This window comes from Alkalicoccus saliphilus (assembly GCF_003044065.1).
GTDB classification, from domain to species: Bacteria; Bacillota; Bacilli; order Bacillales; family Salisediminibacteriaceae; genus Alkalicoccus; species Alkalicoccus saliphilus.
This window is the reverse complement of the sequence record NZ_PZJJ01000015.1, coordinates 15,180-27,783: the sequence shown is the minus strand read 5'-3', so window position 1 is coordinate 27,783 and position 12,604 is coordinate 15,180. Positions and strand designations below refer to the sequence as shown.

The 12,604-nt window shown below is 51.7% G+C and carries 15 protein-coding genes and 1 other annotated feature; of the genes, 13 read left to right on the top strand and 2 right to left on the bottom strand.

Annotated features, from left to right (window positions below):
• Nucleotides 1–8: 8 nt before the first annotated feature.
• Nucleotides 9–638 (top strand): response regulator, encoded by a 630-nt coding sequence (locus tag C6Y45_RS10010; protein ID WP_107585090.1) that lies wholly within the window; start codon nucleotides 9–11, stop codon nucleotides 636–638.
• Here the strand turns inward: C6Y45_RS10010 and C6Y45_RS10005 are convergent.
• The gene (locus tag C6Y45_RS10005; protein WP_160058295.1) at nucleotides 635–1,459 is read right to left on the bottom strand and encodes an ATP-grasp domain-containing protein; all 825 of its coding nucleotides are present in this window, start codon (nucleotides 1,457–1,459) and stop codon (nucleotides 635–637) included. The genes C6Y45_RS10010 and C6Y45_RS10005 overlap by 4 nt on opposite strands.
• Complete coding sequence (locus tag C6Y45_RS10000; protein ID WP_107585089.1) at nucleotides 1,456–2,352, bottom strand: ATP-grasp domain-containing protein; 897 nt, start codon at nucleotides 2,350–2,352, stop codon at nucleotides 1,456–1,458. Before C6Y45_RS10000 ends, C6Y45_RS10005 begins: the two co-directional genes overlap by 4 nt.
• 89 nt (nucleotides 2,353–2,441) lie before the next feature.
• Here C6Y45_RS10000 and C6Y45_RS09995 point away from each other — a divergent pair, with 89 nt between their 5' ends.
• From C6Y45_RS09995 to rplU, 12 genes are all read left to right on the top strand, one after another.
• On the top strand, nucleotides 2,442–3,635 hold the full coding sequence (locus C6Y45_RS09995) for a bifunctional folylpolyglutamate synthase/dihydrofolate synthase (RefSeq protein WP_107585088.1): 1,194 nt from the start codon (nucleotides 2,442–2,444) through the stop codon (nucleotides 3,633–3,635).
• Nucleotides 3,636–3,845: 210 nt separating this feature from the next.
• Nucleotides 3,846–4,121, top strand: coding sequence for a hypothetical protein (locus tag C6Y45_RS09990; protein WP_107585087.1), 276 nt, complete (start codon nucleotides 3,846–3,848; stop codon nucleotides 4,119–4,121).
• A 12-nt stretch (nucleotides 4,122–4,133) separates the two neighbouring features.
• Nucleotides 4,134–4,667, top strand: a complete 534-nt coding sequence (locus C6Y45_RS09985) for a hypothetical protein (RefSeq protein WP_107585086.1) — start codon at nucleotides 4,134–4,136, stop codon at nucleotides 4,665–4,667.
• Between the two features lie 107 nt (nucleotides 4,668–4,774).
• Nucleotides 4,775–5,557 (top strand): prepilin peptidase, encoded by a 783-nt coding sequence (locus C6Y45_RS09980; protein WP_107585085.1) that lies wholly within the window; start codon nucleotides 4,775–4,777, stop codon nucleotides 5,555–5,557.
• Nucleotides 5,558–5,721: 164 nt separating this feature from the next.
• Nucleotides 5,722–6,285, top strand: coding sequence for a Maf family protein (locus tag C6Y45_RS09975; protein WP_107585084.1), 564 nt, complete (start codon nucleotides 5,722–5,724; stop codon nucleotides 6,283–6,285).
• Nucleotides 6,286–6,315: 30 nt separating this feature from the next.
• A complete protein-coding gene (gene radC, locus C6Y45_RS09970) occupies nucleotides 6,316–7,002 on the top strand; it encodes a RadC family protein (RefSeq protein WP_107585083.1) in 687 nt (228 codons plus the stop codon).
• 305 nt (nucleotides 7,003–7,307) lie between these two features.
• Entirely contained in the window at nucleotides 7,308–8,348 is a 1,041-nt protein-coding gene (locus C6Y45_RS09965) for a rod shape-determining protein (protein WP_107585082.1), read from the top strand.
• 13 nt (nucleotides 8,349–8,361) lie between these two features.
• A complete protein-coding gene (gene mreC / locus C6Y45_RS09960) occupies nucleotides 8,362–9,237 on the top strand; it encodes a rod shape-determining protein MreC (protein ID WP_107585081.1) in 876 nt (291 codons plus the stop codon).
• Nucleotides 9,234–9,752 carry a rod shape-determining protein MreD gene (gene mreD / locus C6Y45_RS09955; protein WP_107585080.1) on the top strand — a complete coding sequence of 173 codons (519 nt, stop codon included), beginning with the start codon at nucleotides 9,234–9,236 and terminating at the stop codon, nucleotides 9,750–9,752. Before mreC ends, mreD begins: the two co-directional genes overlap by 4 nt.
• A gap of 16 nt (nucleotides 9,753–9,768) precedes the next feature.
• Entirely contained in the window at nucleotides 9,769–10,470 is a 702-nt protein-coding gene (locus C6Y45_RS09950; RefSeq protein ID WP_107585079.1) for a septum site-determining protein MinC, read from the top strand.
• A gap of 226 nt (nucleotides 10,471–10,696) precedes the next feature.
• Nucleotides 10,697–12,154, top strand: coding sequence for an Rne/Rng family ribonuclease (locus C6Y45_RS09945; protein WP_107585078.1), 1,458 nt, complete (start codon nucleotides 10,697–10,699; stop codon nucleotides 12,152–12,154).
• Between the two features lie 53 nt (nucleotides 12,155–12,207).
• Nucleotides 12,208–12,278: a sequence feature (ribosomal protein L21 leader region), on the top strand.
• Nucleotides 12,279–12,291: 13 nt separating this feature from the next.
• Nucleotides 12,292–12,600, top strand: coding sequence for a 50S ribosomal protein L21 (rplU, locus tag C6Y45_RS09940; RefSeq protein ID WP_107585077.1), 309 nt, complete (start codon nucleotides 12,292–12,294; stop codon nucleotides 12,598–12,600).
• Nucleotides 12,601–12,604 lie beyond the last annotated feature (4 nt).

Here is a 12,604-nt window from a genome sequence, read left to right as displayed (position 1 = left end):
AGACAGAAATGATCCGGGTAATTTTTGCAGACGATCATGAAATGGTCCGGATTGGAGTGGGGGCGTATTTAAAAGCCCAGCCGGACATCGACGTTGTAGCAGAGGCGGAAAACGGGGAAGAGGCAGTGCGCCTGGACAGGGAGCACGAACCGGACGTAGTGCTTATGGATCTTGTAATGGAGCCGATGGACGGCATCGAAGCGACGCGCCGGATCATGGAAGCCCGGCCGGAAGCGCGGGTACTCATTATGACAAGCTTTCTCGACGACGAAAAAGTGTACCCGGCGCTCGAAGCCGGGGCGTTCAGCTATATGCTCAAAACGTCCAGGGCGGCGGATATTGCCCAGGCGGTGAGGGATACATACGCCGGCAAAACGGTTCTTGAGCCTGCCGTCGCAGAAAAAGTCATGCACCGCATGCGCCGCCCGAAAGAAGCGCCGGCACATGATTCCCTGACTGCAAGGGAGCTGGAAGTCCTCCGTCTCATGGCAGAAGGGAAAGCAAATCAGGAAATTGCCGACGAGCTTTTTATTGCTTTAAAAACAGTGAAAGTGCACGTAAGCAGCATTTTAATGAAACTGGACGTACACGACCGGACCCAGGCCGTGATCTACGCGCTGAAGCAGAAATTGTTTTAAGCCATCTGTTCCGCCACGTAACCGATAAATACATCCGCAATATCAATGGAGCTGTTCATATACAGACTGCGGCATCCGACGGCATCCTCTATTTCATTGAAAAGGAGGGTGCCGTCTTCGTGTATCAAAAAGTCGATCCCGGCAAAGTCGAGGGAGAGGGAGGAAGTGATCTTTTCCACCACGTCCCGTTCCGTATCCGTCAGGTCATACAGGGAGGCGGTGCCTCCGATGGAAATATTCGCTTTGAAATTTGTTTCCGACTCCCGGAGGACGCTGCCGACGATCCGTCCGCCGACAATGTACACCCGCAGGTCTTTGCCGCGCTGACCGCCGACCGGCTGCATGAGCAGTTCTTCTTTCAGGGCGGGACCGATCTGCTGCGGGCGGGAGATCCACTCCACACCGGTGCCGCCGCGTCCTCTCGGGTCTTTTAAAATAAACGGGTAAACCGGCACGATATCCTGGAGATTATTGCGGTGAACAGCTGTGCTCGTCAGCATCGGGACGCCGATACTGCTCATAAGCGCATGACTCAGACGCTTATCGTTGGCTGTACGGCTGACGCACGACGGGTTGAACACCCGGAGGCCGTGCATTTCAGCCGCTTCATTCAGCCACGGTGTAGAGGAGCGGACGATAAGGAAATCCGGTTTCGTTCTTCCGGTGAACATCGGGCCGTCTCCTGAAAGGTTGACAGCGAGCGTTTCGTACGTCACTACATCAAGCTGCATACCACGGCGGAAGCCGGCTTCCTGAAGCCAGGAAATAAAGGTTTTGTTTCTTTTTCTGTCTTCTTCTTTATAAATCAGCCACCCTTTCATACCCTGCCTCCTTCGCTGATCATATGCCTGATCATAGTGTCTTCCACGTGTACGCCGGTGCATTCAATAATGCTGCGGACGTGGGGGTTGGAATTAATTTCACAGACGATCGGTGATCCTTCATTCAAAAACAAATCGACTCCGGCAAAGTCGGCTCCGACAGCCCGCGCGGCGTGAAGGGCTGCTTCCTTCTGCTCCCGGGTCGGTTCGTAGGGCACGGTTCTGCCTCCGGCGGTCACGTTGGCACGGAAATCATGCTCCGACGTCCGCTTCATCGACGCCGCCACTTTGCCTCCGATCACATTCAGACGCACGTCCCGGCCGAAACTTTCCATTACGGCTTCCTGGTACAGGTGGGGGACCCCTTGAAGGCGCGCGGCTGTATCGTAAAGCGCCTCTTTTGTTTCCACCCAGTATACCTGCTCGCCGAAAGACCCGAAAGCTTCTTTAACTACCATCGGAAGGCCGAGTGCTTTTTCCACCCGGTCAATGTAGCTGATATCTTTTCTGCCGACATTCGGGTATGCCATCGGCGCAAGAATCGTTGCCGGCTGCCTGACACCGGAAGCGGCAAAAGCACGGTGCATGAGCCGTTTATCATCGCATACAGCGACCGCTTCTGCCTTGTTGAACAGGCGGAACCCGTTTTCTTCAAGCGTGTCGGCGAGTGGAATATCCTTATCGGCAAAATGAATGAAATCCGGCGCGGGAAGATGGTCCGGCAGAACAAGCGGGGAATCCATCCCCACGGCTGCAAGCAGCTGATCATTGGCCACAGGATGCATTTCCACCCCGTGCCGTGCCGCCGCTTTGGTCATCAGCTGCTGGTAATCCTTAAATTTTTCAGTGTAGAGCCCGCCGTTGTAAACGAGCCAGGAAACGTGACTGGTCATGTAAAGACTCCCTTATGTATAATATACAGATACTATGATTTTTTCATTCTTCGTCCAGAAAATCAATCCAGCAAAGGGAGGGCTTTTAAATGGGGGCATCGGATAAGGCGTTTGAGAAAAGAGAAGGGGCCGGGATTATGTATTCGCTCGACCGCATGGAAGCGCTGATGGAGGAACTCGGACAGCCGCAGAACCGCTGTCCGGTCATTCACGTCGCCGGAACGAACGGCAAAGGCACAGTCGTCACATTTATCGACCGGCTTATCCATGAAGAAGGCAGAAAAACAGCGGCGTTTATGACTCCGTCCCCGGGGGAGCGTCATGAACAGCTGACGAGCGGAGGCAGACCGGTTTCTTCCGGCTTGTTCGAGGAGGCCGTAAACCTTGTGCTTCCGGCAGTGGAAAAAGTGGAGGAGACACGCGGGGAAACAATCAGCTCGTTTGAACTGCTTACAGCAGTTGTTTTTACAGCGGCTGCAGAACTTATTAAGCCGGACGTCCTGATTATAGAGGCCGGAATGGGCGGGCGGCTCGATGCAACAAACGTTGTCCGGAAGCCGGAAGCGACGATTATAACTTCTGTCGGAACGGATCATGCCGAATTTCTCGGACATACACGGGAAGCTGTCGCCCGGGAAAAAGCGGGTATTATGCGCCCCGAAGTTCCATGCATCTCTGCGTGTGATGAAGAAGCGGACGAATGGCTCCGGCAGGAAGCGGAACGGATAGGAGCGGTATGGACCCCCCTTCCCGACGACTGGACATTTACAGAGCCTGATCTTTTTACGTGCCGGGAGGAAACAGCCTGGCTTCCTATCCCTGGGAAGCATCAGGCGCGTAATGCCCGGGCAGCGCTTGCCGCTTCCGAAATTTTCGTAAAGCCGAAACTTTCCTCCCTGGAAAAAGCAGAGCAGCCCGGACGGTGGGAAGCTTTCGGCCCGGGAATTATTCTCGATACAGCCCATAATAAAGAAGCAGTGGAAGCTCTGTGTGACACGGCTGCCAGATATCCACGCGTATCGTTTCTTACCGCTGTCATGAGGGATAAACCGGTTCACCAAATGGTGGAAACGATGCAGCAGCTTGGGGAAGTAACCGCCGCCGCCATGCCGGATGAGCGGGGCATGACGCAGGAAGAATGGGAAAAAGAATTCCCCGGACTGCCCTTTACTGGAGACCCGCACGCCTGGATCCGGGAAAAACAGCGGAAGCTGAAATACCAGGAGCTCCTCATCGTCACCGGATCGCATGCGTTTATCCGTTTTATCAAGAACCCGCAATAATGCTTTTCTTCCGATGAGCCCTGAGCTAAAATGAAAGCTGTGATGAAGTTTATTGTTGTTGTTCAGGAAAAGACTCCCTTCTGCTGGAAGGCTTCCCCGTGGAAGGGAATCCTCTTTTCCATTTTTATTTTCAGGATAGTCTTATAAAAAACTGTGAAACGGGCGCATCCGCTTCACCTTACATAATAAAAAACGAAAGGCGGTGATAAGTTGATCTATATGCTTATTACAGGAGCGTTTCTGCTCCTGCTCGTCATTATGCTGCTCGTACCATCTGTATTTAATTATAAATTGACGATCCTTCTCGTGACGCTTTCCTACGTGTATGCACTTATCGGTGTTTTTTCCTTTACGTATCTTCACTGGGCGGCTGCCGTTCTTTCCCTGCTCGCCCTGGCGCTCGTGACGGCCTGGATTACCGCAGGGAGGCTGCCGGAAGGAGAAGATGCAGAGCAGATACTCAAAGGAACCGAGTCGGAAGGATAGGAGGAGACAGGTTTGACAAAAAATCAATGGTTTGGAGCGTCATTTCTCGTCATTGGCGGCAGTATGGCGTTTATGCTCGTTTTTGCGTACACAGGCCTGCTGATGTATCAAATTTCTTTCCAGCAGGATCAGTTTGCGGAAGGAACACACATCGCCGGCGTGGATGTGTCGGATAAAAACCGGGTGGAGGCCGTCAATGCGCTGAACGAAAGCGTGGAAAACTGGGAACAGGAAACAGCACATAAACTGATATGGTCAGATGAAATGGTGGAGCTGCCGGCAGAAGCGGTGCAGATTCTCGTGGAACCGACGGTGGATCAGACGCTCGGAAATCCGGAACTGACAGAAGCAGATCTGCTTGTTTCGGTTGATGATACAGAGCTGCGGGATGCCGTCCAGCAGTTTTCTTTCCAGGACGAAACGGTCGATTTTGACGAACTGGCATCTGATATCGAAGAAAAAGCCGGTAAACTGCCGGAGGATGGAATTGAGAAAGAAATAACTCCGTACTTAACGTCCGGGGCGGGAAGAACTTTCTTTGGATAATTGTTCCATTATGCTTCCAGACGTGTATAATAGGAAATAAATGTAATTCATTTTATCAGCAAAGCCAGCAGAAAAAACGCCGTGAGGGGCAGTCTGGAGCCGGAAGTGTGGACGTGATCCTGTATATTTACTTTTTTACAGCCGGGCTTGTCCTCGGCTCTTTTTATAACGTGGCCGGAATGCGTCTTCCTGCGGGTAAGTCCGTCCTTGTTCCCCGCTCCCACTGCCCGCGGTGTGGTCACGTACTCGGCGCCGGGGAATTGATCCCGGTGCTTTCCTATGTTTTACTCAAGGGAAAGTGCTCTTGCTGCAGGAACGGGATTTCTCCGGTGTATCCACTGTTTGAATTAATGACCGGGCTGCTGTTTGCGGTCAGCTGGCACTTTTTTGGGTGGACGTGGGAGCTTTTGGCAGCGCTGTTGTTTATGTCGCTTTTACATATCATTACTGTAAGTGATCTCGAAGCGAAAATTATTCCGGACCGGGTGCTCCTGCTCTTTTTTATTCCGCTTTTCTTTCTCCGTCTTACCGAAGCTCCTCTCGCTCCCTGGTGGGATGCCCTCCTTGGAGGTGCTGGCGGATTCCTGCTTTTATTCGGCGCAGCTGTTCTTTCGAAAGGAGGCGTCGGAGGAGGAGATATAAAACTTTACGGGGTAGTCGGTGTGGTGCTCGGACTTCAGGGAATGTTTTTATCTCTGTTCCTTGCTGCAGCGGCAGGGCTTCTTACAGCTGTTCCCTGGATTTTGTATAAAGGACTTGGAAAGCGCACAGAAATTCCATTCGGCCCGTTTATTGCAGCCGGAGCGGCAGTAGTGTATTTTGCAGGTCCGGTCCTCGTGGATCTTTACACCGGTATGGTCGAAGCGGTTATCGGCTTCGTCCTTGCCTGAGACAGCTTATAGCGTTTTTGCGAAGTGGCGGGAGAAAAAACAATGCAAAATAGGAACGTACTTTCGTATTTTTCTTCCCTGAACATAATTTATGTGGTATGATTTTCCATACCACTTCTTTTTATATTTTCCTGCACGAATGCAGAAGAAAAGGAGATGGAAGCATGAAATCACTCATACTTGCCTCGCAGTCCCCGCGCCGTCGTGAACTGCTGGAACAGGTCGGACTCCGGTTTACTGTTCATCCAAGCACTATTGAAGAACAGGTGGAGGAAGAAATGACCCCGGAAGCGCTCGTCCAGGAGCTGGCACGGCAGAAAGCAGCCGATGTCTATTCGCACTATCCGGAGGACATCGTCCTTGGAGCCGACACGCTCGTCGCCGTGGACGGGGAAGTGCTCGGGAAACCGCGCAGTGAAGAGGAGGCAGCGGAGATGCTTCATAAGCTGTCCGGAAAAACCCATCAGGTTCACACCGGCACGGCCATCATTTCCGAACAAGGTGAAACAGTTTTTGCCGAAACGGTACATGTGACGTTTTATCCGCTCACAGAAAGCGAAATTGATACATACATACAATCGAAGGAGCCCGAAGATAAGGCGGGTGCCTACGGGATACAGGGTCTTGGTGCTGTCCTCGTGGAACGGATCGAAGGAGATTATTTTTCGATCGTGGGACTGCCGGTGGCAAGAGTGGTTCGTGTATTAAAAAAGCACGGATCCGGCTGATAAAAGCAGCCGGGCCGCAAGGAGGCCTGCATGTCAAAAGCAATGATGATAAGGGATGTGCCAAAAAGTGAACGCCCGCGGGAACGACTGCTGAGAGCTGGGGCCTCTGTCCTGTCGAATCAGGAGCTTATTGCCCTGATGCTCGGCTCCGGGACGAAGTCCGAATCGGTACTGGAGCTTTCCGGGCGGGTCATCCGGCATTTTGACGGGCTCCGGCTTCTGAAAGAGGCCACCGCTGTCGAACTGATGGAAATACGGGGCATCGGCGAAGCGAAAGCTGTCCAGCTCTGCGCAGCGCTGGAAATCGGCCGCAGAATCAAACAGTTTCCCGTGGAGGAAACGCACATCGTGCGCTCCCCGCAGGATGTGGCTGATTATATGATGGAAGAAATGCGCCACTTGAAACAGGAACATTTCATCGCGCTTTACCTGAATACGAAAAATGCGGTGCTGCACAAAAAAACGCTGTTTATCGGAAGTCTGAATGCAAGCATCGTCCACCCGCGTGAGCTATACAAAGAAGCGCTACGCTATTCGGCCGCTTCTTTTATATGCCTGCATAATCATCCAAGCGGAAACCCGGAGCCGAGCCAGGAAGATATTGATGTGACAAAACGGCTTACGGAAACCGGGAAAATGCTGGGTATTGAAATGCTCGATCACGTTATTATCGGGGACCGTCGTTTCTGTTCGATGAAAGAAAAAGGATTTGTATGAAATCAGCATTGCCGTGCCCCTGGCTGTGAGGATGCAACAAAAGACACCGGCAGGTTAATCCCGCCGGTGTCTTTTCAGCTTGTGGAGGAGAGCATCCTGCTGGAATAATTATTCTGTTTCCCGCCTTTCTGCCCCGCCGTTCCTGGCTATGGCAAATGTACATCGGGGAAGCGGTATGTTAGGATAATTAGAGCATTTTACGTTGTTCTTGGAAAAACGCTACTCAATAGGAAAAACATTGCGTATAATGAATAGTACCGGTTAAAAAAAGAGCAGTTAATGCAAGGTTGAAGGGAGATACATAGATGTTTGCAGGGTTTTCGAAGAATGTAGGTATTGACCTCGGAACGGCCAATACACTTGTATATGTAAAAGGCCGGGGAGTGATTCTCCGGGAGCCTTCAGTAGTGGCAGTACATCGGGACAGTGGAGAAGTGGAAGCAGTCGGGAGCCGCGCAAGAGATATGATCGGAAGAGCTCCTTCCAATATTTCCGTTATCCGTCCGATGAAAGACGGTGTGATCGCCGATTTTGATACGACAGCGGCGATGATGAATCATTTTATCCGCCAGTCACTCCGCAAACGGTCCATCTTTACCGGCAGACCGAACGTTATGGTCTGTATTCCTTCCGGGATCACCCCGGTGGAAAAACGGGCGGTGGAAGACGCGACGAAGCAGGCAGGAGCAAAAGAAGCTTATACGATTGAAGAACCATTTGCTGCAGCGATCGGTTCCGGTCTGCCTGTCTGGGAAGCAACAGGAAGTATGATCGTCGATATCGGCGGAGGCACGACGGAAGTGGCGATCGTTTCACTCGGCGGTATCGTGACAAGCCGCTCTCTCCGGACTGCGGGGGATGAAATGGATGAAGCGATCATCAGCTACATAAAAAAGAAATACAACCTTCTCATCGGAGAGCGGACCGCAGAAGAAATGAAATGGACGATCGGCACCGCCGGAGAAGGAAATGACGAAGAAACGATGGACGTACGCGGACGGGATCTCGTCAGCGGCCTTCCTAAAACGATCCCTGTCTCTTCCGAAGAAATGGTGGAGGCACTCGATGAAACTGTGCGGGCAATTATAGATACAGTCAGAAACACGCTGGAAGAAGCACCGCCGGAACTCGCGTCGGATATTATGGACCGCGGTATCGTTATCACCGGCGGCGGCTCCCTGTTAAGAAACCTCGATCTTGTCATCAGTCGGGAAACGAATATCCCGGTAACTGTTTCCGAGCATCCGCTCGACAGTGTGGTGCACGGAACAGGAGAAGCACTCGCCAACATCCGGATGTTTCAGTCAAAGTCGGGAGTAACTTCCCGGGCGAATCGAAAAAGGTAGGAAGGTGCATGAAATGAATCCATTTTTTTCAAACAGACGGCTGATTGTGCTGCTTGTCTGCCTCATTTTTCTCGTTGGTCTTATCGGTTATTCATTGAGTGAGCAGCGCACCCTTTCCTGGCCGGAACAATTTGTCCAGGATTCTGTGGGAGTCGTTCAGTCGGCCTTTTCACGCCCGGCTTACTGGGTGTCCAGTTCTTTGGATGCTGTGGGGGATATCCGGGATGTTTACCGGGAAAACCAGGTGCTCAAAGCCCAGCTTGAAGAACATGCGTCCGTTCTGGTGGAAAGAAACCAGCTGGAAGAACGAAATGCAGAGCTTGAAGAAGCTCTGGAGCTGGAATCCGATTTATCGGACTATACGAGCCATCACGCGATGGTTATTCAGCGGTCGCCGGACCGGTGGAACGAGCGGATCGGACTGAACGTCGGAGCCCAGGATGGTATCTCCGAAGACATGGCAGTGGTCACCTCCGCCGGTCTAGTCGGTAAAATCCGGGAAGTGTCACAGTTCACCTCGACCGTGCAGCTTCTCAGCGATCAGGATGCCGCCAACCGTATTTCTGCCAGGTCAGACGGAGAAGATACCGCCTTCGGTTTTATGGAAGGAATTGACGAAGAAAGCGGGTATCTCCGTTTTACAAAAATCGATATGGAACTGGAAGTCGAAGAAGGGGACATCGTCTCCACTTCCGGGCTTGGGGGGATTTTTCCTTCAGGAATTACGATCGGGGAAATAGTAAGCGTCCAGTCGGATGAATACGGCTTGAGCCAGACGGCGTTAGTAGAGCCTGCGGCAGCCTCCCACCAGCTGGATTACGTGACAGTACTCGACCGGGAAGCACCGGGCGGGGACGATAATTCGGAGGAAGAGGAGGAGGAGGAATGAGCCGGCTTCTCCTTCCACTGACGATTTTTATTCTGTTTATTATTGAAGGTACCGTTTTCCAGATTTTTTCCGGAAGCAGCCATCAGGACACCTGGTATTTTATTCCTTACTTTATGCTGATGCTCGTTATCCTGACCGGAATATTCCGGGGACGGAGCCACGGATTGTTTTATGGAATTTTTTTCGGGCTGCTGTATGATATCGTGTACGGATCGGTGCTTGGTATTTATACGTTCGGAATGGGGCTCACTGCCTATATATTCTCTATTTCAGCCGCTTCCGTTAAACGGAGTCTGCGGATGCTCACCGTCGTTATTCTCGGGGCAGTAATTGCTCTGGAATATTATTTGTACGGAATGATGTCTCTGCTTGGTATGACCGGCGAGGGCCACGGGGGACTTTTTCTTACCCGTTTTCTTCCAACTTTTATTATTAACGGAATAGTAGCGGCGCTGATTGTAAGTCCTGTCCGGTACTGGTTTTATACGGTGGACGGAAGAGACGATGGACGATAGCTGGAGGTGAAAGGGTATGAAACAGGAACTGAACCGCTATGTGAGCCTGATTGGAACAAAGCGGGGCATGAAGCTTGTGCTGAATGACAGCTGCTCTTTTCAGCAGCTGCTTGACGGTATGGAACAGGTGCTCCGGGATAACGAAGAACTGTTTGCCAGCAGAAAGCCGGCCTCGATTCACGTGATTGTGGATACAAAAAACCGGTTTTTGTCGGAAGATCAGGAAAAACGGCTGAAGGATTTCCTGCTGGACACCTTCCACCTGGAAGTGGATGATATTACGTCGAATCTTATCACGAAAAAGGAAGCGGACGAGCAGTTGCGGGCGGTCCGGATTGTAAAATTAAACCGCGTTCTCCGGATGGGGGATACAGTCGAAATCGACGGGGACGTTCTGCTTCTCGGAGACGTGGATCCCGGGGCCGTCCTCCGGGCATCCGGCAGTATTTACATCCTGGGCAGCCTGATGGGCAGCGCCTATGCCGGAACGGGCGGAAACAGCCGTTCGGTCATCTGTGCCGGGTTTATGGACCCGGAGGAGCTGGACATTGCCGGGGCCGTTAAAACATTTTCCGAAGAGGAAATCGAAGAGACCCCGTGGGGAGGCATGTTTGAAGCAGCTTTTCAAAATACGAATGGCGCTGTCATTGTTGAAAGAGTCGAACAGCTGCCGCTGTTCCGGAAAGATATCGACGAAGGAGTCGATGAAACACCGTGACTTCAGAGCTGCGGTGTTTTTTTGTGCCTTTTTTCCTGCCGGAGCTTACCCGGCATAAGAGAAAATGGCCGGGCTGTGTGCTCTTTTTCGTAAATACTATATAATATGGAAACAGCTGTTTTATTGAATAGAGCTCAATTTTCTGAAATTCAAATAAACTTTTGTCCAGTGGTTTTACTCCAGGGGACCGCAGGAACAACAAATCAGGGAAGCAGGAGGCATACGCATGAAGCGCCGAATTATTGTAGAACAGACACCGGACGGCCGCCGCGGCGCCGTCCTGGAAGAGGGGAAAGTCCAGGAATGGCTCCTCGACGATCCGGAAGCTCCTCTCCGGGAAGGCATGATTGTGAGTGGAAAGGTCGACCGGGTAATGAAAGCGATGGATGCCGCCTTTATTGATGTCGGCACGGGTAAGCACGGATACATTCACAAAAAAGAGCTTCCGGAACATCAGCAGTGGAAGCTTGATCAGGAAGGGACGGAACCTGCCGTCACTTCCATGCTGCAGCAGGGCCAGAACGTACTCGTCCAGGTTAAAAAAGAAGCAGCCGGATCTAAAGGTCCGACACTCACAAGACTTCTCTCGCTTCCGGGAAGCTTTTTGATTTATCTGCCGTACGGAGGCTACACAGCAATTTCCAAAAAGCTGGATGACGATACACGAGCGGAACTGAGAGCATCAGCGAAAAGCTGGCTGACAGGCAAAGAAGGCGTCATTGTGCGGACGAATGCCGCCGGTGTGGAAAGGGAAACACTTGAAGCGGAATTTGACGCTCTGAAAGAAAAGTTTCAGTACATTCAACAAGCCTTTCCTTCCGCTCCCGGGAAAATTTATCTTGACCAGTCCTCCATCAATGCCCGGGTGGAAAGGGATTTTATGCTTGAGGAGGAAACGAGTCTGGAAACAAACGATGCCGGGCTCGCCCGGATGTGGAAAAAGATTGTTCCAGACGAGGAGCGTGTTATCTGGCACCATACGCCGGATTTGTTTGCACAGGAAAACCTCGATAAGGAAATGGAAAAGTCCCTCCGGCCGTTTGTGTGGACAAAAAGCGGGTCATCGCTTTTGATTGAACAGACGGAGGCAATGACGGTAATTGACGTCAACTCCGGCAAATTCACCGGCAGAGGCGGGGGAGAGCTTTCCGGTACGGCGCTTGAAGTAAACAAAAATGCCGCAGCAGAAATTGCCAGGCAGCTCCGTCTCCGTAACATCGGCGGTATTGTCATGATCGATTTCATTGATATGAAAACAGACAGGCAGCGGGAAGAAGTGCTGCACGTGCTGAAGGAGTCGGTCAAAAAGGACCGCACGATTACTAACGTTGCCGGGTTTACATCTCTCGGATGCGTGGAAATGACGAGAAAGCAGTCCCGCCGCACGCTTCAGGAAATGATGACACGGCCCTGCCCTGTCTGCAGCGGCTCCGGACGTGTTATACGGGAAGAAGAGCTGATCCGGGACATGACAAAAACGCTGTCAGCATTAAACGTGGAAGCTGTGCTGGTCGACTGTGCTCCACAGCTGTACCGAAAACTGCCCGTTCTTGCAGAACAAAAACAAGACCTGCCGCACATTTTCATCCGGGAAACGACAGAGACATCTTCCTTTCAGATAGCGCAGACCGGCACCGAAAAAGAGCTGCAGGACAAGGGAAAGCGGATTTTAGAAAACAATTGACCGGTGCAGGAGCCGTATGGTATGATTTCCTGTGTTAGTTATTTGGCTGCGCCCAAATACTGTAACCGCACGGAGCAGGTTTTAAGCGTTTTACGCACCTGCAATGGCGAGTCTGAGTCAAAGAGGAGGTGCGCAACGTGTACGCAATTATTGAAACTGGTGGAAAACAAGTTAAAGTAACAGAAGGTCAGGAAGTTTACGTAGAAAAGCTGGACGTAGAAGCTGGAGATACAGTAACGTTTGACCGTGTTCTGCTTGTCGGCGGAGACGAAACAAAGGTAGGTTCTCCTATCATCGACGGAGCTGTAGTAACTGGTAAAGTCGAAAAGAACGGCCGCGGCAAGAAACTGACGGTATTCAAGTACAAGGCGAAGAAGAACTATCGCCGCAAACAGGGTCATCGTCAGCCTTATACAAAAGTAACGATCGACAAGATCGACGCGTAAGGTT

What these genes read in the sequence shown, in the direction of transcription:
- C6Y45_RS10010 (WP_107585090.1), top strand. Translation starts at nt 9, where the DNA reads ATGATCCGGGTAATTTTTGCAGACGATCATGAAATGGTCCGGATTGGA.
- C6Y45_RS09950 (WP_107585079.1), top strand. Translation starts at nt 9,769, where the DNA reads ATGAAACAGGAACTGAACCGCTATGTGAGCCTGATTGGAACAAAGCGG.
- C6Y45_RS10000 (WP_107585089.1), bottom strand. Translation starts at nt 2,352, where the DNA reads ATGACCAGTCACGTTTCCTGGCTCGTTTACAACGGCGGGCTCTACACT.
- C6Y45_RS09965 (WP_107585082.1), top strand. Translation starts at nt 7,308, where the DNA reads ATGTTTGCAGGGTTTTCGAAGAATGTAGGTATTGACCTCGGAACGGCC.
- radC (WP_107585083.1), top strand. Translation starts at nt 6,316, where the DNA reads ATGTCAAAAGCAATGATGATAAGGGATGTGCCAAAAAGTGAACGCCCG.
- mreC (WP_107585081.1), top strand. Translation starts at nt 8,362, where the DNA reads ATGAATCCATTTTTTTCAAACAGACGGCTGATTGTGCTGCTTGTCTGC.
- C6Y45_RS09975 (WP_107585084.1), top strand. Translation starts at nt 5,722, where the DNA reads ATGAAATCACTCATACTTGCCTCGCAGTCCCCGCGCCGTCGTGAACTG.
- C6Y45_RS10005 (WP_160058295.1), bottom strand. Translation starts at nt 1,459, where the DNA reads ATGAAAGGGTGGCTGATTTATAAAGAAGAAGACAGAAAAAGAAACAAA.
- C6Y45_RS09995 (WP_107585088.1), top strand. Translation starts at nt 2,442, where the DNA reads ATGGGGGCATCGGATAAGGCGTTTGAGAAAAGAGAAGGGGCCGGGATT.
- mreD (WP_107585080.1), top strand. Translation starts at nt 9,234, where the DNA reads ATGAGCCGGCTTCTCCTTCCACTGACGATTTTTATTCTGTTTATTATT.
- C6Y45_RS09945 (WP_107585078.1), top strand. Translation starts at nt 10,697, where the DNA reads ATGAAGCGCCGAATTATTGTAGAACAGACACCGGACGGCCGCCGCGGC.